Below are 24,513 nucleotides of genomic sequence, written 5' to 3' on the forward strand. Positions count from 1 at the left end.
ACTGACGCCCGAACAGGGGAGGTCGTCATGACCGAATACAGCTCTACCCTTCGCCCTTCCACCGTGCTGGGCCGACAACTCGGGGACGAACTGCGGCGATTCCGGGAGCTGGCAGGTCTGTCCACCGCCGCGGCGGCCGAGACCCTCGACTGCACGAAGGGCAAGATCAGCCGCATCGAGAACGGCCGGGTGCCGGTCCGCGTACCGGACCTGGTGGCTCTGTTGTATGCCTACGGGATCGACGAGCCGGGCGTTCTGGAAAGACTGACGACCTTGGCGCGTACGGCCAACCGGCGCCGCAGGGACGGCTGGTGGAACCAGTACGGTCAGGTCCTCGCGGACACCTACCGGGACTACATCGCTCTGGAGGCGATGTCCGACAGCATCAGGACGTTCCAGTGCCAACTGGTGCCGGGCCTGCTGCAGACACCGGCCTACGTACGTGCCGTCACTCTGGCCTCGAAGGCATGGCGCTCCGTCGACGAGATCGAGCAATTCGTACAAGTGCGGCTGGCGCGCCAAGAACGTCTCACCTCGGAACCGAGACTCACCATGTGGGCCGTCGTGACGGAAGGAGTCCTGCGTCAGCAAGTCGGCGGCTCCAAAGTGATGAGCATCCAGCTCCAGCACCTCGCCACCATGGCTGAAGAACCCAATATCACTGTCCAGGTACTGCCGTTCTCGCGCGGCGCGCACGCGGGTATGTTCGGTCCGTACCTGCTGCTGAGCTTTCCGCAGGTGTCGGCCCTTGATGTCGTACGGGCGGAGAACCCCACCGGGGCGGTCTGGCTCGAAAGGGAATCGGAGGTCGGTCGCTACCGAGAACTTTTCGACGACGCCCGCAAAACGGCGCTGTCACCGACGGAATCGATGACCCTTATTCGGCGCGTGGCCAAGGAGCACAGTCAATGATCCGTACACACGATTCGTCCCTGGACCGCATCCCTGCGACCTGGCGCAAGAGTTCGTACAGCGGAGGCCAGGACGAGTGCGTCGAGATAGCCGACGGCTTCCGGACCCGTGTTTGCGTGCGTGACAGCAAGCGTCCCGCCGGTCCCGTTCTCACCTTCCCCGTTGATGCCTGGCGGGTCTTTGTCCGGGATGTCGGAGGTCGGTGAGGGAACTCGTCGGGTGGGCATACGGCGCCACCCCCGGCTCTGGCGGGAGGCGGGGGCGGCGCGGTGACGGGGTGGTTCGGGGTTACTTGCCGAGTCGGGGGTGGCGGGGGGCGCGGTCAGCGGGGGGATGGGGGCGGCGGCCAGGGACTGGGGAGAGGTGGGGTTGGCCAGGGCCGAGGGGGCGGCGACGGCGGCGGTGGGGTCGGGGGCAGCCGGGTCTTCCCCGGGCGTCGCGGCGGGGGCGCCGGGAGCGGGCGCCAGGCGGATGTCGGCGGAGTCCAGGGCCTGCTTGATGCGCCAGCGCAGCTCGCGTTCGACACCCAGGGCCTTGCCGGGCATCGTCTTGGCCGAGACGCTGATGGTGACGGAATCCAGGTGGACCTCGCTCAGGCCCAGGACCTCCACCGGCTCCCACAGTTGCTCGTTCCACGGCTCGGCCCTGGACATCTCCTCGCCGGCGTGCACGATGACCCGGCGGGCGCGCTCCAGGTCCTGGTCGGAGCGGATCTGCACGTCGACCTGGGCGGTGGACCAGCCCTGGCTGAGGTTGCCGATGCGCTTGACCTCGCCGTTGCGGATGTACCAGATGGCGCCGTTGGGCCCGCGGAGCTTGGTGACCCGCAGGCCGACCTCGATGACCGTACCGGTGGCGACCCCGGCGTCGATCTCGTCACCGACGCCGTACTGGTCCTCCAGGATCATGAAGACACCCGAGAGGAAGTCGGTGACCAGGTTGCGGGCGCCGAAACCGATGGCGACACCGGCGACACCCGCGCTCGCCAGCAGCGGCGCGAGGTTGATGTTCAGGACGGACAGTACGGTCAGCGCCGCTGTGCCCATGATCACAAAGGACGCGACGCTGCGCAGCACCGATCCGATGGCCTCCGAGCGCTGACGGCGGCGCTCGGCGTTGACCAGGAGACCGCCCAGCGCGGTGCCCTGGGCGGCGGCCGTGGTGCGGTTCATGCGCTCTATGAGCTTGGTGATGGTGCGTCGGACGACCTTGCGCAGCACCACGGCGATCACGATGATCAAAACGATGCGCAGGCCCGCCGCGAGCCAGTTCGCCCAGTTCTCCTGGACCCAGCCGGCGGCGTGGCCGGCCTTCTCCGTGGCCTCGTCGAGTGAGGACGGACCGGATGCGCGCGGTGACGCGGCGGCGGCCAGGGACGTGGACCAGGGCACAGCAGGAACCTCCGTGTGGGACAGCAGACCGGTGCCGAGGCGGGCCTCGGTCCCGGCAGACCCATCAGACTAACGGGACAACGGGGGCGGTCCGCGCCGGTGTTCGAGATGTCGGTGTCGCCGACGGGCGCATCGGGCCAAGATGCCGGGGCGGCGAGGCCGGGTGCCCGCTCCGGCGCGCCCGGCGGCTCCTCCGTGCCGCGAAGTCCCCCGCAAGGTGGAGAGGTGATCAACGGGGATCACTCGTACAGGACCGGAGGGAACTGGGCCCGATTGGGGGGAAATAAAGGGGTGTGCTCGAAAACACCTCGGGCCCGTTACCCGGTCATGGTGGCGCTCCGACCAGGCACCGGGGGACACTGTGGGGAGATCGTCCCGGCGCGAGCCACGCGCCGCCGGCGTACAAGGAGGCACCCGTGCCGCATGTCCTGGTCCTCAACGCGTCGTACGAGCCGCTCGGCGTCGTACCGCTCCGCCGCGCGCTCATCCTCGTACTCAACGAAAAGGCCGTGAGTCTTGAGGAGTCCGGCGCCCTGATGCACAGCGCGACCCGCGTGATACCCGCTCCCAGCGTGGTCCGTCTGAAGCGGTTCGTACGGGTGCCCTTTCGCGGCCCCGTCCCTTTGACCCGTCGAGCGCTGTTCGCCCGTGACGGCGGACGGTGCATGTACTGCGGTGGCGTCGCAACCAGCGTCGACCACGTCATTCCGCGCAGTCGTGGCGGCCAGCACACCTGGGAGAACGTGGTCGCGGCGTGTCGCCGCTGCAATCATGTCAAGGCCGACCGCCATGTCGCCGAGATCGGCTGGCGGCTGCGGCACCAACCCGCCCCGCCGGCCGGACTGGCGTGGCGGATCATCGGCACGGGGCATCGCGACCCGCGCTGGCTGCCGTATCTGCAGCCGTACGGCGCGGATGACGCCCTGGCCCGGATCGACGCCGTATCGGCGTAGGATCCGGATTTTTTGTGTCTCTTTCCGAGGCCGCCGCGGGACCCGTACCGGTACGGGAACCGCGGCGGCCGGTTTCTGCCGCGCCGCGGCCGGTTTGTGTGCCGCGCCGCGGCCGGCTTTCCCGCGGCTTCTCCACGGGCTTGTACCGTCTTCCGCTGTCAGCGTTCCTCGCGTCCGTCCGTGACCGCGTAAGCCTCCACCGACCAGAGCGAGTAGCCGAACCGGCTCGCGCGCTTCTCACCCTGGATCCGGACGAACCGCGCGTCCTTGGCGTCCATGTGGACCGTCTCCCGGCCGCCCGCGCTCTCCCGTACGGACGCCGCCGTCCGCCAGGTGCGGCCGTCCGGTGAGACCTGGACGCGGTAGGCCGCGGCGTGCGCCTCCCAGTTCAGGACCAGCTTGCCCAGGCGCGCGGGGCGGTCCAGCTCGAACTGGAGCCAGGCACCGTCCTCGGCCTTGGAGGACCAGCGGGTCCCGGGGTCGCCGTCGGTGGCGGCCGAGGCCGGGAAGCCGGGTGTCTCCTCGCCGGAGGAGGTGGCCAGCGCGCCGCGGGCCAGGTCGGGGCCGCCGGTGCGCGGGTGGGCGCGGACGGTCAGGGTCTGCTGCTGGTCGCCGTAGGAGACGGGGATCTCATACGTACGCGCCGGGGCGTCCTTGGGGACGCTCACCTCGATCCGGGCCGTGGCCGTGCCGCCGCGCGGCGCGGTGATCCGTTCCGGCGCGTGGACCGTGAAGCCCTTGGGCGCCTTGACCGTGAGCTTGTCCCGCACGTCGCCGGGGCGGCGGGAGAAGATCCGCGCGTCCACGGCCGTGGTGGTGCCGGCCTCGGCGTCCACGTCCTTGCGGGACAGTTCCAGACCGGCCGCCGGAGTGTCCTCGAACCACGGGGTGAGGGTGTGGACGGACGGCGCGTCGGTCCCTTCGGCCCAGGTCAGACGTACGGCATCGGCATGCAGACCACGGGCCCGGGCCTGCGTCCAGCCGGTGGCGGACATCCCGCCGAGCCGCCGCCAGCCCTCGCCCGGCACCCGGGCCTCCACGGAGACCGACGGCGCCGCCGCGCCGGGCTCGCTGAGCACGGTGACCGCGGTCAGCGGGCGGGTACGGCCGAAGGGCACGGTCAGGGAGGTGGCGGTGGCGTCGGAGCCCTTGTCGGGGCGCGGGGCGGCCGAGCGCGCGCCGGTCCAGGCGTCGGACTCGGTCATGGCCCGGTCCAGGAAGGGCCACAGCACGCCCTTGCCGACCGTCACCGTGCTCTTGGAGATCTCCGTACGCAGGTTCTGGATGGCGCGCTGCGCGGCCCACGCCGCGGCGCCGTCACCGCGGGCCTGGGCCAGCAGCATGTCCACGGCCCGCTCGCCGGCCGCGCCGTAGCGCCCCAGCTTCTCCGCCCACGGGCGCACTTCCTCGGCGATGGCCGCCGGGAGGCGGTCGGGGGCGCCGCTCATCGCGTGGAACGCGGCCCGCAGGGCGTGCGCGGCCTTGGTGAAGCGCTCCTCGTCCTTGGGGTCGCCGCTGTTGGTGGCCGCGGCCCGGGCCTTCCAGAAGGCGTCGATCAAGGGGCGCAGATATCCGGACTCCTCACCGTGGAGCACGGAGGAGGCGTCGTTCGCGGCGAGGGCGTGCAGGGCCTCACGGGCCCGCCGGTCGCCGCCCGACAGGTCCTCCAGGGCCGCTTCCCAGGACTCGTCGGGCCGGTAGCCGTGCGGGTTCCAGGCATAGTCGGCGGCCGTGAACAGCGGGACGCGGGAGGCGGTGGGCTGCTGCATGGCATTGCTGAGCAGTGCGCTGGAGCCGGTGGCCACGGCCGGCTCGCGGCCGGTGTACGGGCCCAGGAAGATACGGTCCTGCGCGTAGTCGTTGACCGGGTAGTTGTCCATGGTGACCAGCGGGTGGCCGAAGACCTCGCGGGCCGTGGCCAGTTCGCCGCCGGTGATGGTCCTGGGCAGCACGCCGACGCCCGTCCAGGCCACCTCCACCCGGTCCGACAGCGCGGCGGCCAGCGCCTGGCGGTACTCCGTCGAGCCGTTCTGGAAGTACTCGGTCGGCATCACCGAAAGGGGCACGGACCCTGGGTGGCGCTCCGCCAGGTGGTCGGCGAGCGCACCGGCGACCCGGGCCTGGGCCTGCGCCGCGGCCTTGGGCCCCGTACCGAAGGTGTCCGGGTCCGCGTCGCAGTGCCACTCGCTGTAGCTGACGTCCTGGAACTGGAGCTGGAAGGCACGCACGCCCAGCGCCCACATGGCGTCCACCTTGCGCTTGAGCGCCCGGATGTCGTCCTGGGAGGACATGCACATCGCCTGGCCGGGCGTCAGGGCCCAGGCCAGCGTGACGTGGTTGGCGCGGGCCCGCTCGGCCAGCGCCCGGAAGTCGGCGCGCTGCGCGGCCGGGTAGGGCTCGCGCCAGCGGGACTGCCGGTAGGGGTCGTCGCCGGGTGCGTAGAGGAACCGGTTCTGCTTCGTACGGCCGAGGAAGTCCAGCAGGTCCAGACGCTGCTGCCGGCTCCAGGGCTCACCGTAGAACCCCTCGGTCGTGCCGCGCACCGCCGTACCCGGCCAGTCCCGCACCACCACCGAGGCGATCCGCCAGGAGCCGCCGGGTGCGCCACCGCCGTCCCGGGAGGCGCCCCGGCCGCCGACCAGGAGCTGACGCAGGGTCTGTACGGCGTGGAAGAGGCCGTCGGGCCCCACCCCGTCCAGCGCCACCGTGTCCCGCCCGGACACCTGGCCGACCGCCAGGCGGTAGCCGCCGGAGGGCAGATCGCCGCGCGCGGGGGCCCGCAGCGCCCGCAGCGCGTCCTGCGCCTGCTGCCCGCCGACGCGCAGGACGGGGCCGTCGGCGGGCAGCGGCCCGCCGGGCTGCGCCTCGCGGACCGTACGGACCCCGGCGTCGCGCAGCAGGGTGCGCAGCGCGTCCATGGCGTACGGATCGGCGTCCGGCGCGGCGACCACGGTGACCGACTCGGACAGCGGTACGGACCTGGCGAGCGAGCGCATCGACTGGGGGCGCGGCCAGACGGTGGGCAGGCCGGCGGCGTCGGTGGTGCGGTTGGCGGGGAGGGCGTGGCCGGCGGGGTGCTGACCGTCCTGGCCGCCTTGGTCGGGGGCCTGTGCGGCCGGGTCGGCGGGCTCGGACGGGGCGGTGGAGGCCGCCCGGGAACCCGGTGCGCCGACCAGCCCGCCGACGAGGGCGGCAGCCAGCGCGGTCGCTCCGGCCGCCCGTGCCTTGCCGCCGGTGCCGACGGCGGCGGCGCGGCGGGCGAGCCTGCCCAGTCCTCTGCGGCCCCGTGATCCCGTGCTGCTCCGGGGCCCTGTGTCCGTTCGGGGCCCTGTGCCCGACCGGAGTTCTGCGCCGCTTACGTACTTTTGGCCGTCCCAGGGCTCTCCGCCACCGGAAGACCCTCCGCCACGGGGAGACCCTCCGCCGTCAGGAGATCCTCCGTCGTTCCGAACGTCTCCAACGCCCCCGACTCGCACGGCCTCTCCTTGTCCCCTCGGGCCTGTCCGACGACCCGTCCCGTACTCGTTGTGCACCTTCCCGCCACTGACCGGCGGGCCGCACGGACCGGCCGGCGGCCGTGCGGCGAAGCCGTCCGGTGGGGGTCCCGCCGTCGCGGATGCCGTGGGACGCGGTGATCATGGACCGCCGTGTCACGGCGATCTCGGAGCCGGGCGGTCGTGCCCGCCCGGCAGCCCGGGGAATTCCCCCACCGGAAAAGCCTTCGGCTGCGAGCCCACCATTCGAGCGGTGAGGGTGTCAACGAGGGTTACCGAAGTGCCGGGTATGCCCGGTGTGGAGGCGGGCCATCACGGGGACGCGCCGGCCGCAGGACTTCCCTCCGCCGCCTGCCCAAGCCGCACGGTCTGTGGCCTGCGGCGCTTTTGGCAGCCGAATCGCCTGCTTGGGGGAGGGTGTGACCTGGACCACGTTGGTTCAATGGATGCGTCTGCGACCGCCGCGAGTGGGTAGGGCAGTCGTGTCCCACTACCGAAGAACGGGAGGCCCTTGTGGCCGCGTCCGCTCAGCTTCTCTTCGATGCGCTCTCCCCCGACGTCGGGGAAACCGGATCGGCCGGGTCCGGCACGGCCGGATCCGAGTCGCCCGGTTACGAGTCACCCGGGTCCGGTCCGGCCACATCCGGTCCGGCCGGGTCCGATGTCTTCGGCGGGGTGTCGGGCCCCGACTCCGTCCTGGAGGGCTCCGGGTCCTTCGGCTTCACCGAGCCGCCCCTGACGAGCGAGCCCCCGCTCGCCGACGCCGCGCCGCTGACCAGCGAGCCCCCCATCGCCCCCGAACTGCCGTTGACCAGCGAGCCCACCGCGGCCGGCCTGGGCACGGAGTCCATGGAGGTCTGATGAGCCGCTCGCGGCTCGCCCGGCTGTACGGCGTGGACACGTCCTATGAACCCGCGCCCGGCCGGATCGTCCAGGTCGGCGCCGAGACCGTCGTCAAGGTGCTCGCAGCCCTGGGTGTCGACGCCTCGACCCCGCAGGCCGTGCGTGCCTCCCTGGAGGCGTACGAGAACGGAGCCGGCCGCGCGCTGCTCCCGCCCACCGTCGTCCTGCGGCCGGGCCGCCCGCCCGATCTGAGCCGGCTGCCGGAGGGGACCACCCTGCGCGTGGTGACCGGGACCGGCGAGAGCATCGACTGGCAGCCGCCGGACCCCTCGGATCCCCCGGGCCCCCCTGACCGCGCGGGCCGTGAAGGACCTGGGAGCCGCGAGGTCCGTGCCCGTAAGGCCCGCGCCCGCGAGAGCGAGAGCCGCGCCCGCGAGAGCCGCGCCCGTAAGACCCCCGGCCGCAGTCCCGGATCTGCCTCCGACTCCGCCTCTGCCTCCGGTCCGGCGTCCGGCTCCGGCCCTGCCCCCGCCCCCGGCTCCGTACGGGCCCCCGCCGCCCCCTGCCGCTCGGCGTCCACACCCTGCACGCCCACGCCCCCGACGGCCGCCGCGCCCGCGCCCATCTGATCGTCGCCCCCGACCGGATGCCCGCGCCCCCCGACCGTACCCACGGCTTCATGGTCCAGCTCTACTCGCTGCTCTCCAGGCGCTCCTGGGGCATGGGCGACCTGGGCGACCTCGCCGACCTGGCCGCCTGGTCGGGTCGCGCGCTGGGCACCGGATTCCTACAGATCAACCCGCTGCACGCGGCCGTCCCCGGCCCGCCGACCGACCCCTCCCCCTACCGCCCTTCCTCCCGCCGCTTCCCCGATCCCGTTCACCTGCGGATCGAGGACGTCCCGGAGTTCCCCTATCTGGAGGGCGCCGACCACGACGCGGTGCAGGCGCTGCTCGCGCAGGCCCGCGCGCTGCGCGAAGCGGTGCTGGGCCAGGGCGCGCTGATCGACCGGGACGCGGTGTGGGAGCTGAAGAAACAGGCGCTGGAACGGCTGGTACGGGTGCCGCTGAGCCCCGGGCGGCGCGCCGCCTACTGCGACTTCCTCGCCGGGCAGGGCACGGCGCTGGAGGACCACGCCACCTGGTGCGCGCTGGCCGAGGTCCACGGACCCGACTGGCGTACGTGGCCGGCCGGGCTGCGCGACCCCCGCTCCGCCGAGACCGCCCGCACCCGCGGCATGCTCCTGGACCGCGTCGACCTCCACTGCCGGCTCGCCTGGCTCACCGACGAGCAGCTCGCCGCCGCCCAGCGGGCCGCCGTGGACGCGGGCATGGGCATCGGGCTGGTCCACGACCTGGCCGTCGGCGTCCACCCGTCCGGCTCGGACACCTGGGCCCAGCAGGACGCCTTCGCCGACGGCATCTCCATCGGCGCGCCGCCCGACGCCTTCAACGCCCGCGGCCAGGACTGGGGACTGCCCCCGTGGCGGCCCGACGCACTGGCCGCGGCCGGCTACGCCCCGTACCGCGATCTGCTGCACGGGCTGCTGCGGCACACCGGCGCGCTGCGCATCGACCACGTCATGGGGCTGTTCCGGCTGTGGTGGGTACCGCGCGGCAGTCCGCCGACGGACGGCGCCTATGTGCGCTACGACGCCGAGGCGATGCTGTCCGTACTGGCGCTGGAGGCCCACCGCGCGGGTACGGCCGTCATCGGCGAGGACCTGGGCACCGTCGAGCCGGGGGTGCGCACCGCGCTCACCGAACGCGGTCTGCTGGGCACCTCCGTCCTGTGGTTCGAGCGCGACTACGAGGCGGAACCGGCGCGTCCGCTGCCGCCGGAAACTTGGCGCGCGGACTGCCTGGCCACCCTCACCACCCACGACCTGCCCACCACGGCCGCCCGCCTGACCGGCGCCCACACGGCGCTGCGGCACCGCCTGGGGCTGCTGGAAGGCTCGCTCCAGGAGGAGCGGGCGGCCGAGGCGGTCGAGGTGAACGAGTGGCTGGCGCTGCTGGACCGGCTGGGGCTGTATCCGGAGGGGCCCGGCGACGAGGCGGGTGCGGTCAAGGCGCTGCACCGCTGTCTGCTGCGCACCCCGGCCCGTATGGTCGGGGTCTGGCTGCCGGACGCGGTGGGGGACCGGCGTCCGCAGAACCTCCCCGGGACATGGGATGAATACCCCAACTGGCGGCTGCCGATCGCCGGTCCCGACGAGCGCCCGCTCGGCTTCGAGGAGATCGTCGCCATGCCCCGGCTGCGGGCGCTGATGAACGAACTGGCGGCGGCGATTCCGCGGGCGGACCGGCCGGGCCGGCCGGTCCGCCCGCTGACGTGCCGGGAGGGCGGGGAGCGGCGCCCCGGTAGACGCGGGGGGCCGGAGCGGGACCGGTGCGGACCGGTGCCGAGCTGGGGGCGGGACTGGTGCGGAGCGGGAGGCGGGCCCTGTCGCGGCCCGTCCCGGCTCTTCCGGAGTGCCGCCTGTGTGCCGCGTCTTCCGGCCTGCCGCGTCTTCCGGTGTGTCGCGCCGTACGGCAGCATGCCCCGGACGCCGTCCAAGAGATCCGGTGAATCGAGGGATTCGGCCGGGGAGTTGGGGGGAACCATGGCTCGATGCACCTGTGCATGTACCCATAGCCGTACCCATAGCCGTACCCGTACGCGGGGTGGGTCGGCCCTGCTCGCGGCGGCCCTGCTCGCCGCACTCGCCCCGCCTGCCGCCCTCGCTTCACCGGCCGCCTCCGACACCGTAGCCACCCCCATCACTCCTGCCACCCGTGTCACCTCCGACACTCCCGCCCCCGCCACCGCGCGGTCCGGCTCCTGCGACACGCCCGTACTCCCGGCCTCCCAGATGACCGTCGAGCCCTGCGACACCCCCGCGAGGATCATCGAGAAGGCCGCCCACATCGTGCCCACCAAAGGCCAGCTCGCCTGGCAGCAGCGGGAGGTGACGGCCTTCACCCACTTCGGGATGAACACCTTCACCGGCCGGGAGTGGGGCTCCGGCGCGGAGGACCCGAAGTGGTTCGCGCCACCGCGCCTGGACGTCGGCCAGTGGATGCGCGCCTACAAGGCGGCCGGCGCCGAGCAGGTCATGCTCACCGTCAAGCACCACGACGGCTTCGTCCTCTACCCCAGCCGCTACACCCCGCACACCGTGCGGGCCAGCCTCGGCGCGCCGGACGTCCTCGACGCGTACGTACGGGCGGCCCGCCGTGCCGGACTCAAGGTCGGCCTGTACCTCTCGCCGTCCGACGGCGCCGAACTGCCGCACGCCTGGCACGCGCGCTGGGTGGCGGAGATACGGCAGAAGCAGGCACGCGGCGAGCCGCTGACCACGCCGGAGCGGGTCGCGCTGGAGGACGGCACCCGCGCGCCGGGCGGGCTGGGGCGCTTCGGCAACGGCAGCCCGGTCACCGCGCGCACCGTTCCCACCCTCGTCCCCGGCGACGACCGGGCCGCCGCCGTACGCTCCGGCCGGCTGCCCTCCTTCACGGTCATGGCGGACGACTACGACACGTACTACCTCAACCAGATCTACGAGCTGTTCACCCAGTACGGCCCCATCGAGGAACTGTGGCTGGACGGTGCCAACCCCTGGTCCGGCTCGGGCATCACCCAGAAGTACGACGTGGCGCAGTGGTTCCGTACGATCCACCGGCTCTCCCCGGACACCGTGGTCTTCCAGGGCCCGCAGGGCGTGCGCTGGGTCGGCAACGAGAAGGGCGTCGCCCGCCGCACCGAATGGAGCGTGACGCCCTCCGCCACGGACCCCTGGACCGTGCTCTCCGGCGGCCTGCCCAACGACTCCACCGACCCCGACATCGGCTCCCGCGCCAGGCTCCTGGCGCCCACGGTCAAGTACCTTCAGTGGTACCCGGCCGAGGCGGACGTCTCGCTGCGCCCCGGCTGGTTCCACCACCCCGGCGAGCGGCCCAAGACGCCGGCGCACCTGATGGACCTGTACGAGAAGAGCGTGGGGCGCAACGCCTCGCTGCTGCTCAACGTCCCGCCGGGCCGCGACGGCCGGATCGACGCCGCCGACGTCGCCTCCCTCACCGCTTTCGGCAGGGCCGTACGGGAGACGTACGGCACCGGCCTGCCCGCCATCGGGCCCGGCGCCGGCCTGTCTGCCACCGGCCTGCCCGCCACCGGGCCCGGCACCGAGTCCGTCAGCGCGCCCGGCGCCCCGCGCACCTTCGACCGGATCGTGCTGGGCGAGGACATCCGGTACGGGCAGCGGGTGGAGCGGTTCGTGGTGCGGGCGCGGACCGGCGGGGTGTGGGCGCCGGTCGCCCACGGGAGCACGATCGGGCACCGGCGGATCCTGGCGCTGCCCGCGCCGGTGACGGCCGACGCCGTGCGGGTCGAGGTCCTGCGGGCGCGGGCCGCCGTACACCTGCTGCCGGTGACCACCCATCTGCGGCGGGCGCCGGGCGGCGCGCCCGCCCGGTCGCCCGCCGGGCCGGCCGTCCGCGCGCCCCGAAGCGCGCTCATCCGTTAGGCGACCCCGCGCGCGCGGTCCGTACGTACGTCCTATACGTTGGGCCCGTGAGCAATAAGGTCAACAAGAATGCCCTGCGCGCCGGAACCGTCACGGCCGGCACCGCGCTGATGCTGCTGCTGTCGTCCCCCGCGTTTGCGCTCACCCGCGACGATGGAGACGACCCGGGTAAGGGCCTGAGCGTCGTCCAGACGCTCGGCCTCTATGTCGCCGCGCCCATCGTCCTCTTCCTGGTCATCGCCGGTCTGGTCATGGTGGGGGACAAGTCCCGCAAGACCAAGGGCTGACCCGCTCCCGGCCGCCCGGGACACAACCGGCGCCTCAAGGGCGCCCGGTGGTTCATCCGAACCGCCGGGCGCCCTTTTGTTTTCCGTCGCGTGCACCTTTTGCTCCTTATGCCCGCCTTTCCTCCCTCCTGGTTCCGAAGGTGTTTAACAGGGCCTAACCTACGATGCCGTAACCTACGCAGGCGTAGGTAGTCGTCGTCCCCCAGGAGTTCCCGTGACCATCGCCCCCGTCGGCCCCGTCCAAGAGCGCGGCCGGACAGCATGGAGCGACGCCCAGTTGCTCTACGCGCTCGAAGAGGTCGTCGAGAAGGAGCTGGAGAGGCACCTGAAGGCCGCCAAGGAATGGATGCCCCACGAGTACGTGCCCTGGAGCGACGGCCGGAACTTCGACGGGGTGATGGGCGGGGAGCCGTGGGCGCCCGAACAGTCCAAAGTCAGCGATATCGGTCGTATCGCGCTGGTCGTCAACCTGCTGACCGAGGACAACCTCCCCAGCTACCACCACGAGATCGCCACCCTCTTCGGACGGGACGGCGCCTGGGGCACCTGGGTGCACCGCTGGACGGCGGAGGAGGGCCGGCACGGCATCGTGATGCGCGACTACCTGCTCACCAGCCGCGCCGTGGACCCGGTCGAACTGGAGCGGTTCCGCATGGCGCACATGTCGGCGGGCTTCGAGTCGGACAACGCACACAGCATGCTGCACTCCGTCGCGTACGTGGCCTTCCAGGAGCTGGCCACCCGCATCTCGCACCGCAACACCGGCCACCACTCCGGCGACCCCGTCTGCGACCGGATGCTGGCCCGCATCGCCACCGACGAGAACCTGCACATGGTCTTCTACCGGAACCTGCTGGCCGCCGCCTTCGAACTCGCCCCCGACCAGACCATGAGCGCGGTGCGGGACGTGGTCGTGGGCTTCCGGATGCCCGGCCACGGCATGCCCGGCTTCGAGCGCGCCGCCGCCCGGATGGCCATCGGCGGGATCTACAACCTGCGCATCCACCACGACGACGTGCTCCAGCCCGTACTGCGCTACCTGAAGGTCCTGGAGATCGGCGGGCTGGGACCGCTGGGGCTGCGCGCCCAGGAGGAGCTGGGGATGTACATGGGCGGACTCGACGGGCAGGCCCGCAAGTTCGACGAGCGGCTCGCCGCCCGCAACGCGCGCATCGCGGCCAGGAGCTGACGCCGTACAGGTGATGCCGGCGGTGCGTGTACGTACGCTGCCCGCATGGCCGACTGGGAGATCAAGAAGCTGCGCGTCCTGCGCACCCTCCACGAAGTGGGTACGGTCACCGCGACCGCCGAGGCGCTGCACATGACGCCCTCGGCGGTCTCCCAGCAGCTCACCGGCCTCGCCAGGCAGCTCGGGGTGACGTTGCTGGAGGCCCAGGGACGGCGGGTACGGCTCACCGGCGCCGCCCACCTGGTCCTGCGGCACGCCGACGCGCTCTTCGCGCAACTGGAGCGCGCGGACGCCGAGTTGCTCGGCTACCTCCAGGGCGAGGCGGGAGAGGTACGGGTCGGGGCGTTCTCCACCGCTATCCCGGCCCTGGTCGTGCCCGCCGTACGGGAACTGCGGCGCAGCCGCCCGGGGCTGACGGTCCGCGTACGGGAAGCGGAGGCGGCCGAGGTGTACGAGCTGCTGGCCGACGGCAGTGTGGACCTGGCACTCTCGCTCGCCGCGCACGCCCCGGGCCCGCGCGACCCGAAGTTCACCCACGTCCCGCTGCTCGCCGACCCGCTGGACGTGGCGCTGCCGGCCGGACACCCGCTGGCGGCCGAGCCGGGCCTGCGGCTGGCCGACCTCGCGGATGAGCCATGGATCTACGGCACCGACGGCCCGTGGGCCCAGATCACCACGACCGCCTGCGAGCACGCCGGATTCGTGCCCGAACGGGCGCACGCCGCCGTCGGCTGGACGGCCATCCTGTCGATGGTCGCGGCGGGAATGGGGGTGGCGCTGGTGCCGCGGATGGCCATGGCGGGGGAGCGGGGCGGCGCCGGGGTCACGGTGCGGGTGCTGCATGCCGACCAGCCGCGCCGGCATGTCGTGGCGGCGGCGCGGCGTGGCTCGGAGGGGGCCCCGGGCCCGGCCCGGGTGCTGGCCGCCCTCCAGCGGGCCGCGGCGGGTCAGCCCCGTACCCGGACCGTTCAGTCACACTGAACGAAAACCTCGAAAACTTTCGATGGACCGGTACGAAGCCCCCTGCCAAGGTCATCTCATACGCACCGCACCGCACCGCACGCACTTCGCCGCACCGCACCGCATCGCACGCACCGGATCGCACGGCCCGCGCCCCGCCGACCGAGAGGCAGAGATGACCACCACCCCGGCCACCGGCCCCGACCACTCGCGCAACGTTTACTCGCGCAGCGATGACTCACACATCGACGCCCCGCGCACCGAGGACGCACGCACCGAAGACCCGCGCGCCGACGCCACGCGCAACGATGATTCGCGCACCGACACCCCAAGCACCGAAGACCCGCGCACCAATGACGCGCGCGCTGTCGACCCCCACGCCAACGACGCCGCCCCGTACGGCGGTGGCGATCCCTACGCCGACTACCGCGCCGCGCACTTCCCCTTCACCTCGCTCGTCGACCTCGCCGACCGCCGCCTGGGCGCCGGTGTGATCGCCGCGAACGACGAGTTCTTCGCCGAGCGGGAGAACCTGCTCCGGCCCGGCCCGGCGGTCTTCGACCCCGAGCGCTTCGGCCACAAGGGCAAGATCATGGACGGCTGGGAGACCCGCCGCCGTCGCGGTGCCGACGCCGAGCACCCCTTTCCCGCCGACGAGGACCACGACTGGGCGCTGATCCGCCTGGCCACCCCCGGCGTCATACGCGGCGTCGTCGTGGACACCGCCCACTTCCGCGGCAACTACCCGCAGCAGATCACCGTCGAGGCCACCGCGCTCCCCGGCACCCCCGGCCCGCGCGACCTGCTTGCCGACGGTGTGAAGTGGCAGGAGATCGTCCCGCGCACGCCGGTGCGCGGCCACGCCGCCAACGGCTTCGAGGTCCGCACCGAGCGGCGTTTCACCCACCTGCGCCTCAAGCAGCACCCCGACGGCGGCATCGCCCGGCTGCGGGTGTACGGCGAGGTCGTTCCGGACCCCGCGTGGCTGGACGTGCTCGGCACCGTCGACCTGGCCTCCGTCCTGCACGGCGGTGCCGTCGAGGACGCCTCCGACCGCTTCTACTCCTCGCCCGCCCAGATCATCCGGCCCGACCTCTCGCGCAGGATGGACGACGGCTGGGAGAACCGCCGCCGCCGGGTCGCAAACACCCACGACTGGGTACGCTTCCGGCTCGCCGCGCAGGGTGAGATCCGTGCCGTGGAGATCGACACCGCCTACCTCAAGGGCAACGCCGCCGGCTGGGCCGCCCTCCACGCCTGCGACGCGGCCACCGGCGACCCGTCGGACGACGCCTCCTGGTTCCCGGTCCTGCCCCGGACCGCGCTCCAGCCCGACGCCCCGCACCGCTTCGTACTGCCGCACCCGGTGACCGCCACCCACGTCCGGCTGGACGTCTTCCCCGACGGCGGCGTGGCCCGTATGCGCGTACACGGCACCCTCACCGGAACCGGCCGCGCGGCCCTGGTGCGCCGCTTCGAGGAGCTGAGCGCCTAGTACGGGAAGCGGCCCACCGTCCCGGGTGACGGCGCGCGCTCGGACCGTAATATGCTCCAGTGGCTAGCACCTATTACGTGGGGAGGTCGTACGGATGGATACCGAGATCGTGCGGGCGTGGGTCGATGGCTGGGCCGTCTCGCGCGGGGCCGCGGTTCCGGTGGAAGAGCCCTGGGGATTCAGGATCGACGTCGGACTGCCCGAACATGTGACCCGGCACGTCATACCCGACGCCGACGAGGCGCTCATCGGCCGGCTCGTGGAGAAGATCACGGGGCCCGGCACCTGGCTCAAGACGTTCGTGGACCCGGAGGTCATGGCACCCTGGCTCACGCCCGCCTGGTCCTATGACGACCCCTGCTTCCTGATGACGACGACCCTGCACACCTCCGCCGTGGAGGTTCCGGCCGGTTACCACGTACGTACGTGGGACCGGGGCGGCGTCACCCGTGCCGTCGTCCTGGCCCCGAACGGGGGCTATGCCGCCCGTGGCCAGGTCGCCGGTCCCCCCGGCGCGGAGACCGTGGTGTTCGACCAGATCGAGACCGCGCCCGCGCACCGCCGCCGGGGCCTGGGCCGGGCGGTCATGCGGGCCTTGGCCAACGCGGCGGTCGCGGAAGGTGCCCGGGCCGGGGTGCTCGGCGCGACGGTCGAGGGCCAGAGCCTGTACCGGACGGTCGGCTGGACCACCCGTGCACCGCTCACCGGCGTCGTCCTGAAGGCGTCCGGCACCGGGGAATGAGCGACCGGGCGGAGTCCGGTCCCTCGGGCAACTCATCCCCGGGCAACTCATCCCCGGACAACTTCTCCGCGAGCAACTCGGAACGTGCCGGACGCCTTTGAGCGGCGTCCGGTTCGATCGGGTTGCCCGCTCCAGCCGGGTCGCATGGTCCGGTCGGGGCCTGCGCTCGGACCAGGTCGCGTGGTTCACCCGGGCGCGCGCCGGCCGCGTGGCCCGGCGAGGTCCCCGGCGTACGCGTCCCGCTTGCCTTCCCGGGCGGCGGCTTCCGGGCGCACCGGATGCACGTACGGACGGTGCCGCTGTGCCCGCCGGACGGCGAGCGGCGCCGCCAGGCCCGTCAGGGCGAACAGGGCCCCCATCACGTACCAGCCGGGGCGGCCCCAGGTGACGCACAGCGCCGTCAGCAGGGCCGGGCCGAACACGCCCAGGTACTGGCCGGTGGCGTGCCGTGGGGCGAGGGCGAAGGACACTTCGAAGCCCCCGCGGAGTGCCACAGTTCGCCGACCGTGTGGATCACCACGGCGGTCATGAGCAGGGCTGTGGCGGCCCACCCCGGCGTCCTCGCGGTCGGTGCGATCAGCGAGCAGGAGACGAGGAAGGCCACGCCCGACCGGCGGCAGGCGCCGCCGCCGGCCGCGGGCGAATCGATGCCGCGGCTGGCTCGTACCTGGAGTGCTACGACCATCACGGTGTTGACCAGCATGGTGCCCGACACCAGCCAGCGCGGGGCGCTCGTGGCCTGCGGTGTCTGTGTCTGGCTCGGGTTCTTCGGGCTCGGCTGGTACGGCCCGTGGGTCGCGTATGTGACCGAGTCGGCCCCGCCGGGCAGGACGGGATTCGCCCTGGGCCTCGCCATGTCCGTCAACCAGGTCGCCGTCGTCGTGGTGCCGTCCGCCCTGGGCCTGCTCAAGGACCGTACGGGCAGCTTCGCGCCGGGCTGGGGCCTGCTCGCCGTGCTGACCGGCGCCGCTTGGGCGGTCACGGCCCGCGGAGAACGCCGGGCGCGGGCGCGGACCACCGCGGCAGAACAGCAGGTCGCGGCCTGAGGCAACCCTGAGTCGCGTGCCGCCGGGATCTGGGGGATGTCTCAGGGGTGGTACCCGATGCCGATCAGGGATGACCCTCCGTATCTTTTTCAACTGCTGACGCGCCCTCACAAGGCGCTGGCCAGCACCGATTACGGATGGCGGCGTTCGCGTTGCACTTTCAAGTGCAACGTTTGCACTCGCCAGTTGAGTTAGCAACGCGACATGTGTACTGTCCAGCGCGCAGTGATCAACTGCCCTACTCACCCACAGAGATGACCATGACTGAGCTGAACGTCCTCGCCATATCAGGCAGCCTCAGGGAGAAGTCCTACAACACGTCCCTGCTGTACGCCGCCCAGGAGCTCGTGCCGCAGGGTATGTCCATACGGATCCACAGTGACCTGCGGGAACTTCCGCTGTACGACCAGGACCTGGACACCCCGACCCCGCCGGACTCCGTACTCGCCTGGCGCCGGGAGATCGAGCAGGCCGACGCCCTGCTGATCGCCACGCCGGAGCACAACGCCTCGGTCCCGGCCGCCTTGAAGAACGCGATCGACTGGGCCAGCACGGGAGCCGACGCCGCCCTGATCGACAAGCCGGCCGCCATCATCGGCGCCTCCCCCGGCGCCTTCGGGTCCGGCCGCGCGCAGCTCGCCCTGCGCCAGATCCTGGCCTCGATCGGCTCCGACCTCGTCGTCAAGCCCGAGGTGGCCGTCTTCCGCTGCCATGAGCGCTTCGACACGGACGGCGTCCTGACGGACCGCTTCTCCCGACAGCTCCTGACGGACCTGCTCACCGTTTTGGCGACCAAGGTCCACAACAGGAGGATGGTGGCCACCATGGCAACGTGAGCGCGCCGGGGAACCGTACGGCTTCCTGGCGCACGCGCCAGGAAGGATGCCCCAGATGCCCGATCGATCACCGACACGCTCCGGCGGCCAGCCCGACAAGCGCCGGTCGATCTCCCAGGCCGCGCGCCGGGTGTTCGGCCGCGAGGGATACGCCCGCGCCAACCTTGACGTGATCGCCGTCGAAGCGCATGTCGCCAAGCGCACCATCTACAACCACTACACCGACAAGGAAGACCTGTTCCTGTCGGCCGTGGTGGAGGGCGCCGACGCGGTCACCGAGGCCGTACGCGTCCTGATGGAACGGCACTTGCGTAAGATCGTGGATCTGGAGGAGGACCTGACGGCCTTCTGCCTGGACCGGGCCGCCCTGATGGCAGAGTTCCCCGACCACTTCGCGCTCGTCCGTACGATCCAGGCCGAGGTCACCCGGCTGCCCCCCGCCGTCCTGAGGAAGTGGATGGCCCACGGCCCGCCCTCCGCCCACCAGCGGCTCGCCCCGTATCTCCGGCGGATCGCCGACCGCGGGCTGCTGGAGTTCGACGACGCCGAGAAGGCCGCGAACCGGCTCAACGCCCTGACCATGAACGACGTAATGATCCGCTCCTTCTACGGAGCACTTCCGCTTCCCCGGCCCGTGGTCGAGGAAATCATCACCGACGGCGTCCAGGCGTTCCTGCGCCTGTACACCCCGTCAACCGCTCCCCCTGACTGACACCATCCGAGGAAAACCATGTCCTTCCTGTCGCCCGACTATCCCGAGATCCGCTACAACAAGGACGAGGGCGAGATCAACGCCTCCTACCGTCCGGCCAGTTCGCCGCCGGACTACACGGCGCCCAACGGGAACACCTTCCACTACCTGTCCACCCGGCTGACCACGGACGGGCTCTTCGGCCTCTACCAGAACCGCATGGGGCCGGCCATCGGCGGGACCAGCCCGCACTTCCACAAGACGATGTCCGAGGCGTTCTACGTCCTGTCCGGAGAGCTCCACATCTTCGACGGCGAGCGCTGGTTCGACGCCTCGCAGGGCGACTACCTCTACATCCCGCCGGGCGGTGTGCACTCCTTCGGCAACATCTCCGGCGAACCGGCCGACTTCCTGATGCTGTTCGCCCCCGGTGGCGCCCGCGAAGGCTACTTCGAGGGTCTTGAGCACGTGGCGGGCATGACCGAGCAGGAGCGGACCGAGTTCTTCCTCCGTCACGACAGCTTCTTCGCCGACATGACCAAGGGCCCGGCGGCAGACTCCTGGGAGGACCGGGCCGCCCTGCGCAAGTCCTTCAAGACCCGCTGATCACCGCCCCCGTACCGCCCCGCACACGGCCGCGGTACGGGGGCACGGACCGGTGACCGGAAGCCGCCGCGAAGCCGTTCCGCGACCGCCTCGCGACCGCCTCGCGACCGCTCGGGAATTCCCCGGACACCGCCCGGGGGTCACCGCGGATACACGGACGCCGGCCCCCGCGCTCCTGCCCGTTACGAGGCAGGGTGCGGGGGCCGGCGTCCACACGCATGGCCCGTGGTGCCTAGGCTCCCGAAGCCGCCTCGGCGTCCGCGGCCTGGGCCTTCAGGGCGCGCTCCACGCCCGCCCGGGCCTCGGTCACCAGGCGCCGCAGTGCGGGGCTGGGCTCCGTCGCGGCCAGCCAGGCGTCGGTGACCTCCAGCGTCTGGCGCGAGGCCTGGAGGGAGGGGTAGAGGCCGACCACGATCTGCTGGGCCATCTCGTGGCTGCGGGCGTCCCACACGTCCTTGACCGCGCCGAAGTACTTCTCCGTGTACGGCGCCAGCAGCTCACGCTGGTCGGTCTGCACGAAGCCGCCGATGACGGCCTCCTGCACGGCGTTGGGCAGGGTGTCCTGCTCGACGACCGACGCCCAGGCAGCGGCCTTGGCCTCGGCGGTGGGCCGGGCGGCCCGCGCCGTGGCGGCGTGCCGCTCGCCCGCCGAGGTCTTGTCGCGCTCCAGCTCCGCGGCGATGGCCTGCTCGTCGGCCCGGCCGGTGGCGGCCAGCCGCTGGAGCAGCGCCCAGCGCAGCTCGGTGTCCACGACCAGCCCGGGGACCTCCGCCGTACCGTCCAGCAGGCCCTGGAGCAGGTCCAGTTGGTCCTTGGTACGGGCCGAGGCGGCGAACGCCCGCGCCCACGCCAACTGGTGGTCGCTGCCCGCAGCCGCCGCCTTGAGGTGTTCCAGGGCCGCCTCGGTCCACTTCGCCAGGCCGCTCTCGCGCCAGTCCGGGTCCGCGTACAGGTCCAGCGCCAGCTTCACCTGCCGGTGCAGGGACTGCACGACCCCGATGTCGGTCTCCTTGCCGATGCCGGACAGCACCAGCTCCAGGTAGTCACGGGTGGCCAGCTCGCCGTCCCGGGTCATGTCCCAGGCCGAGGCCCAGCACAGCGCCCGCGGCAGCGACTCGGTGAAGTCGCCCAGATGCCGGGTGACGGCCGCCAGCGACTCGGCGTCCAGGCGCACCTTCGCGTACGACAGGTCGTCGTCGTTGAGCAGGAAGACGGCCGGCCGCTTGGTGCCCACGAACTGCGGCACCTCGGTCAGCTCGCCGTCCACGTCCAGCTCGACCCGGGCGGTGCGCACCAGCTTGCCGCCGTCCAGGTCGTAGGCGCCGATGGCGATACGGTGCGGGCGCAGCGTCGGCTCACCGGCCGCGCCGGCCGGCAGCGCCGGGGCCTCCTGCCGTACGGCGAAGGAGGTGATCACGCCGTCCGCGCCGACCTCGATCCGCGGGCGCAGCACATTGATCCCGGCGGTCTCCAGCCACGCCTTGGACCAGGTCTTCAGGTCGCGCCCGCTGGTCTCCTCCAGCGCCCCCAGCAGGTCGCTCAGCCGGGTGTTCTTGAACGCGTGGGCCTTGAAGTACGCCTGTACGCCCTTGAAGAACTCGTCCTGACCGACGTACGCGACGAGCTGCTTGAGGACGGAGGCGCCCTTGGCGTAGGTGATGCCGTCGAAGTTGACCAGGACGTCGTCCAGGTCGCGGATCTCGGCCATGATCGGGTGGGTGGAGGGCAGTTGGTCCTGCCGGTAGGCCCAGGTCTTCATGGAGTTGGCGAACGTGGTCCAGGCGTGCGGCCACTTGCTGCCGGGCGCCGCCGCCTGGCAGGCGATGGAGGTGTACGTGGCGAACGACTCGTTCAGCCACAGGTCGTTCCACCACTCCATCGTGACCAGGTCGCCGAACCACATGTGCGCCAGTTCGTGCAGGATCGTCTCGGCCCGTACCTCGTACGCCGCGTCGGTCACCTTCGAGCGGAAGACGTACTGGTCGCGGATGGTCACCGCGCCCGCGTTCTCCATCGCGCCCGAGTTGAACTCCGGCACGAAGAGCTGGTCGTACTTCGCGAAGGGGTAGGCGTAGTCGAACTTCTCCTGGAACCAGTCGAAGCCCTGCCGGGTGACCTCGAAGATCGCGTCCGCGTCGAGGTGCTCGGCCAGCGAGGGCCGGCAGTAGATGCCCAGCGGCACGCTCCGCCCGTCGGCGCCCTCCCAGGTGCTGTGCACGCTGTGGTACGGGCCGGCGATCAGCGCCGTGATGTACGTCGAGATGCGCGGCGTCGGCGCGAAGCTCCAGAGGTTGTCCACCGGCTCCGGCGTCGGGGAGTTGGAGATCACCGTCCAGCCCTCGGGCGCCTTGACGGTGAAACGGAACGTCGCCTTCAGGTCCGGCTGTTCGAAGCTGGCGAAGACCCGGCGGGCGTCCGGCACCTCGAACTGCGTGTAGAGGTACGCCTGCTGGTCCACCGGGTCGACGAACCGGTGCAGCCCCTCACCGGTGTTGGTGTACGCGCAGTCCGCCACGACCCGCAGCTCGTTGCGGCCCGCGAGCAGTCCCGGCAGTGCGATCCGGGAGTCCGCGAAGACCTCCGCCGGATCCAGCGCCGTACCGTTGAGCACCACCTCGTGCACCGCCGGCGCCACCAGGTCGATGAAGGTGTCCGCGCCCGCCTCGGCGGCATCGAACCGCACCGTGGTGACGGACCGGTAGGTGCCCCCCTCCTGCGCGCCGGAGAGGTCCAGGTCGATCTCGTAGGAGTCCACGCTCAGCAGCCGCGCCCGCTGCTGCGCCTCCTCGCGGGTCAGATTCGTGCCAGGCACCCGTTCATCTCCTTCGCATCGGACTTTCCGGCCATCCTTCCACGCCCCCCTGCGCGCTACGCAGTGTGTTTTGTGCGCCCTCAGCGCAATCGGCGCGGCCCTTTTCGCGGAGCGTCCCCGTCCGGCTACCTCTTTCGGCCCCGGGGGTGGCGGGCGCACGGGGGGCGCGCCGTAGCGGAGCGCCGTGCCGGGAACACCTCAGGGCGCATCCCCGACGCATGGCCGCGTTCACCTTGTGACGGGCCGGTGGTGCTCATCCGCCCCGATGACTCTCTTTTGCATCTTCTGCCTCAGCAGTCGCGTCCTCACAGAGGCACGACGTCAGAAGGTGAATGCATGACCGGGACAGCGGGTCTTGTGAACGCGAGAATCGATGACAGCCGCCGTTTGTGGATCCGGACGCCCGGGGACCTTCTTGGCGACGCGCACACGTACACCGTCATACGTGGGCGCGCGGCGAAATGGGGTGGGGCGTGGAGGAGACGCAATCCTGGCCGAACCGGCTCAAACAAGCCGGCCTCACGATCGGCGCGGTGTTGATCGCCTGTCTGTGCTGCGCGGCGCTGAGTGTATTGCTCGTCCATATTCCGGGGCTGCAGTCGGCGGCCAGCAGCAATGCGGGCCAGGCTTTCGGAGCGGCAGCCGCGGCGAGTTCCGCGGTGGTGCTGTTCTACATGGCACGCACGATGCGTATGCAGGAGAACGAGTCCAAGATGCAGCGGCTGGCACTGAGCTCCCAGCAGGAAGTGCTGGAAACCCAGTGCCGGGCGACGGGCGCGACCAACGGAGAACTCCACCGGACGTCGGAAGCACTGATCCGGGGGCTGCACATGTCGCTGATGAAGATGGCGATGAACGACCCGGAACTGGCAGCCACCTGGCCCCTTTATGATCCGGAGGTCTGTTTCACACGGAACAAACAGTTCTTCTACATCAATCAGGTGCTCTCGATGCATCTGCTCATGTACGAAGTGGGGTACTCCGAACGCCATCTCGGCGCCGGGCTGCGCTACCAGTTCTCCAACCCCCTGTGGCGGGAGTTCTGGGAGACGCGGCGGGCCGCTCGTGGTGAGCTGGTCCCGCCGGACACCGTCGAGGGAGAGTTCTCACAGGTCGTGGAGCGCGCCTACCAGGCGGCGCTGACGACCACCCCGCTGCGGCGGCACGGCTGAGCGGCTGGGGTCCTCGCCCCGGCGGTCCGCGGCCGGGGCGAGGACCGTACGTAGGTACGAGGTACGAGGTCCGGAGTCAGGCCGCCGGCCTCAGACCTCGGGAATGTCGCCGCGGGCCCGGGTGAAGGTCTCACGCGTCACGACGACGATCCGCTCACCCGGCCCCACCCCGGCGTCCGCGGGCAGTATTCCGCGAATCCGTTCGGTCATTTCCGTCCCGATCACGGCGAAACGGCCGTCACTGAGCTCGAAGATATCCGGGCAGTTCGAATCCGTCATGCATCCGCGTGCCCGGGGGGAATCCCCTACACGGCGATTGATCTTCATGGTCTGCAAGCACTCCAGGATGGTCACAGCGCTGCGCTGGATCGATGCTGATGTGATACGGCGGATGGCCGGCGCACGTCAGTGACGTGGCGTTGCGCCGGAAATGCCGGATAGGCCGTGCGCGGTCTTTTTGTGCGCGCGCAGGGATTTCCTCGCGGCACGGTCGACACTGATGCGGCCGTGCCACGGTAGCGTATTCCCGGCCACCCGGAGTGCGTCGCAGGACAAAACTGTTTTCTTTTGTCGCGGC

At 71.7% G+C, this 24,513-nt stretch carries 19 protein-coding genes and 2 pseudogenes; 16 read left to right on the forward strand and 5 right to left on the reverse strand.

The genetic code is table 11. The features are described from left to right. The first annotated feature begins 27 nt into the window (after nt 1–27). Both KGS77_RS23795 and KGS77_RS23800 read left to right on the forward strand, forming a co-directional pair. On the forward strand, nt 28–912 hold the full coding sequence (locus KGS77_RS23795; RefSeq protein WP_242585020.1) for a helix-turn-helix transcriptional regulator: 885 nt from the start codon (nt 28–30) through the stop codon (nt 910–912). Next, nucleotides 909–1,118, forward strand: a complete 210-nt coding sequence (locus KGS77_RS23800) for a DUF397 domain-containing protein (RefSeq protein ID WP_242587647.1) — start codon at nt 909–911, stop codon at nt 1,116–1,118. Before KGS77_RS23795 ends, KGS77_RS23800 begins: the two co-directional genes overlap by 4 nt. A gap of 120 nt (nt 1,119–1,238) precedes the next feature. Here the strand turns inward: KGS77_RS23800 and KGS77_RS23805 are convergent. Further along, nucleotides 1,239–2,303 (reverse strand): annotated as a pseudogene (locus KGS77_RS23805) (mechanosensitive ion channel family protein); the annotation flags it as partial. A 416-nt stretch (nt 2,304–2,719) separates the two neighbouring features. Between KGS77_RS23805 and KGS77_RS23810 the strand changes: the two are divergent. Beyond that, nucleotides 2,720–3,256 carry an HNH endonuclease gene (locus KGS77_RS23810; protein WP_242585021.1) on the forward strand — a complete coding sequence of 179 codons (537 nt, stop codon included), beginning with the start codon at nt 2,720–2,722 and terminating at the stop codon, nt 3,254–3,256. A 158-nt stretch (nt 3,257–3,414) separates the two neighbouring features. Here KGS77_RS23810 and KGS77_RS23815 read toward each other — a convergent pair whose 3' ends face one another. After that, a complete protein-coding gene (locus tag KGS77_RS23815) occupies nt 3,415–6,252 on the reverse strand; it encodes a beta-N-acetylglucosaminidase domain-containing protein (protein ID WP_242585022.1) in 2,838 nt (945 codons plus the stop codon). Between the two features lie 1,011 nt (nt 6,253–7,263). Between KGS77_RS23815 and KGS77_RS35055 the strand changes: the two genes are divergently transcribed. The 8 genes and pseudogenes from KGS77_RS35055 (at nt 7,264) to KGS77_RS23855 (ending at nt 16,773) form a co-directional block, all read left to right on the forward strand. Beyond that, nucleotides 7,264–7,611 carry a hypothetical protein gene (locus KGS77_RS35055; protein WP_347404524.1) on the forward strand — a complete coding sequence of 116 codons (348 nt, stop codon included), beginning with the start codon at nt 7,264–7,266 and terminating at the stop codon, nt 7,609–7,611. Continuing rightward, nucleotides 7,611–9,874, forward strand: a pseudogene (malQ, locus tag KGS77_RS23825) (4-alpha-glucanotransferase); the annotation flags it as partial. The gene KGS77_RS35055 and the pseudogene malQ, both read left to right, overlap by 1 nt. Nucleotides 9,875–10,567: 693 nt before the next feature. Continuing rightward, nucleotides 10,568–12,100, forward strand: coding sequence for an alpha-L-fucosidase (locus tag KGS77_RS34685; protein WP_277994328.1), 1,533 nt, complete (start codon nt 10,568–10,570; stop codon nt 12,098–12,100). 47 nt (nt 12,101–12,147) lie between these two features. After that, nucleotides 12,148–12,387: a hypothetical protein gene (locus KGS77_RS23835; protein ID WP_242585023.1), complete on the forward strand. Its 240-nt coding sequence runs from the start codon at nt 12,148–12,150 to the stop codon at nt 12,385–12,387. 214 nt (nt 12,388–12,601) lie between these two features. After that, nucleotides 12,602–13,576, forward strand: coding sequence for an acyl-ACP desaturase (locus KGS77_RS23840; protein WP_242585024.1), 975 nt, complete (start codon nt 12,602–12,604; stop codon nt 13,574–13,576). A gap of 45 nt (nt 13,577–13,621) precedes the next feature. Further along, nucleotides 13,622–14,557: a LysR family transcriptional regulator gene (locus KGS77_RS23845; protein WP_242585025.1), complete on the forward strand. Its 936-nt coding sequence runs from the start codon at nt 13,622–13,624 to the stop codon at nt 14,555–14,557. Between the two features lie 154 nt (nt 14,558–14,711). Then, nucleotides 14,712–16,031, forward strand: coding sequence for an allantoicase (gene alc / locus KGS77_RS23850; protein ID WP_242585026.1), 1,320 nt, complete (start codon nt 14,712–14,714; stop codon nt 16,029–16,031). A gap of 94 nt (nt 16,032–16,125) precedes the next feature. Further along, the gene (locus tag KGS77_RS23855; RefSeq protein ID WP_242585027.1) at nt 16,126–16,773 is read left to right on the forward strand and encodes a GNAT family N-acetyltransferase; all 648 of its coding nucleotides are present in this window, start codon (nt 16,126–16,128) and stop codon (nt 16,771–16,773) included. A 185-nt stretch (nt 16,774–16,958) separates the two neighbouring features. Here KGS77_RS23855 and KGS77_RS23860 read toward each other — a convergent pair whose 3' ends face one another. After that, nucleotides 16,959–17,267: a hypothetical protein gene (locus KGS77_RS23860; RefSeq protein ID WP_242585028.1), complete on the reverse strand. Its 309-nt coding sequence runs from the start codon at nt 17,265–17,267 to the stop codon at nt 16,959–16,961. Nucleotides 17,268–17,300: 33 nt separating this feature from the next. On the opposite strand from KGS77_RS23860, the gene KGS77_RS23865 reads away from it, so the two are divergent. From KGS77_RS23865 to KGS77_RS23880, 4 genes are all read left to right on the forward strand, one after another. Then, nucleotides 17,301–17,819: a hypothetical protein gene (locus tag KGS77_RS23865; RefSeq protein ID WP_242585029.1), complete on the forward strand. Its 519-nt coding sequence runs from the start codon at nt 17,301–17,303 to the stop codon at nt 17,817–17,819. Between the two features lie 260 nt (nt 17,820–18,079). Next, nucleotides 18,080–18,655 carry an NADPH-dependent FMN reductase gene (locus tag KGS77_RS23870; protein WP_242585030.1) on the forward strand — a complete coding sequence of 192 codons (576 nt, stop codon included), beginning with the start codon at nt 18,080–18,082 and terminating at the stop codon, nt 18,653–18,655. Nucleotides 18,656–18,710: 55 nt separating this feature from the next. After that, on the forward strand, nt 18,711–19,367 hold the full coding sequence (locus KGS77_RS23875) for a TetR/AcrR family transcriptional regulator (protein ID WP_242585031.1): 657 nt from the start codon (nt 18,711–18,713) through the stop codon (nt 19,365–19,367). 18 nt (nt 19,368–19,385) lie between these two features. Next, on the forward strand, nt 19,386–19,952 hold the full coding sequence (locus tag KGS77_RS23880) for a cupin domain-containing protein (protein ID WP_242585032.1): 567 nt from the start codon (nt 19,386–19,388) through the stop codon (nt 19,950–19,952). Nucleotides 19,953–20,184: 232 nt separating this feature from the next. Here KGS77_RS23880 and pepN read toward each other — a convergent pair whose 3' ends face one another. After that, nucleotides 20,185–22,764, reverse strand: a complete 2,580-nt coding sequence (pepN, locus tag KGS77_RS23885) for an aminopeptidase N (RefSeq protein WP_242585033.1) — start codon at nt 22,762–22,764, stop codon at nt 20,185–20,187. A 473-nt stretch (nt 22,765–23,237) separates the two neighbouring features. Here pepN and KGS77_RS23890 point away from each other — a divergent pair, with 473 nt between their 5' ends. Then, the gene (locus tag KGS77_RS23890) at nt 23,238–23,936 is read left to right on the forward strand and encodes a DUF6082 family protein (RefSeq protein ID WP_242585034.1); all 699 of its coding nucleotides are present in this window, start codon (nt 23,238–23,240) and stop codon (nt 23,934–23,936) included. A 90-nt stretch (nt 23,937–24,026) separates the two neighbouring features. Here KGS77_RS23890 and KGS77_RS23895 read toward each other — a convergent pair whose 3' ends face one another. Then, nucleotides 24,027–24,263 (reverse strand): hypothetical protein, encoded by a 237-nt coding sequence (locus KGS77_RS23895; RefSeq protein WP_242587649.1) that lies wholly within the window; start codon nt 24,261–24,263, stop codon nt 24,027–24,029. Nucleotides 24,264–24,513: the final 250 nt, after the last annotated feature.

This window comes from Streptomyces sp. MST-110588 (genome assembly GCF_022695595.1).
Lineage (GTDB): Bacteria > Actinomycetota > Actinomycetes > Streptomycetales > Streptomycetaceae > Streptomyces.

Bases quoted from the DNA above. Each gene is read 5' to 3' on its own strand.
- KGS77_RS23795 (WP_242585020.1), top strand. From the start codon at position 28: ATGACCGAATACAGCTCTACCCTTCGCCCTTCCACCGTGCTGGGCCGA.
- KGS77_RS23800 (WP_242587647.1), top strand. From the start codon at position 909: ATGATCCGTACACACGATTCGTCCCTGGACCGCATCCCTGCGACCTGG.
- KGS77_RS23815 (WP_242585022.1), bottom strand. From the start codon at position 6,252: ATGCGCTCGCTCGCCAGGTCCGTACCGCTGTCCGAGTCGGTCACCGTG.
- KGS77_RS34685 (WP_277994328.1), top strand. From the start codon at position 10,568: ATGAACACCTTCACCGGCCGGGAGTGGGGCTCCGGCGCGGAGGACCCG.
- KGS77_RS23845 (WP_242585025.1), top strand. From the start codon at position 13,622: ATGGCCGACTGGGAGATCAAGAAGCTGCGCGTCCTGCGCACCCTCCAC.
- alc (WP_242585026.1), top strand. From the start codon at position 14,712: ATGACCACCACCCCGGCCACCGGCCCCGACCACTCGCGCAACGTTTAC.
- KGS77_RS23855 (WP_242585027.1), top strand. From the start codon at position 16,126: ATGGATACCGAGATCGTGCGGGCGTGGGTCGATGGCTGGGCCGTCTCG.
- KGS77_RS23865 (WP_242585029.1), top strand. From the start codon at position 17,301: ATGAGCAGGGCTGTGGCGGCCCACCCCGGCGTCCTCGCGGTCGGTGCG.
- KGS77_RS23870 (WP_242585030.1), top strand. From the start codon at position 18,080: ATGACTGAGCTGAACGTCCTCGCCATATCAGGCAGCCTCAGGGAGAAG.
- KGS77_RS23875 (WP_242585031.1), top strand. From the start codon at position 18,711: ATGCCCGATCGATCACCGACACGCTCCGGCGGCCAGCCCGACAAGCGC.
- KGS77_RS23880 (WP_242585032.1), top strand. From the start codon at position 19,386: ATGTCCTTCCTGTCGCCCGACTATCCCGAGATCCGCTACAACAAGGAC.
- KGS77_RS23895 (WP_242587649.1), bottom strand. From the start codon at position 24,263: ATGAAGATCAATCGCCGTGTAGGGGATTCCCCCCGGGCACGCGGATGC.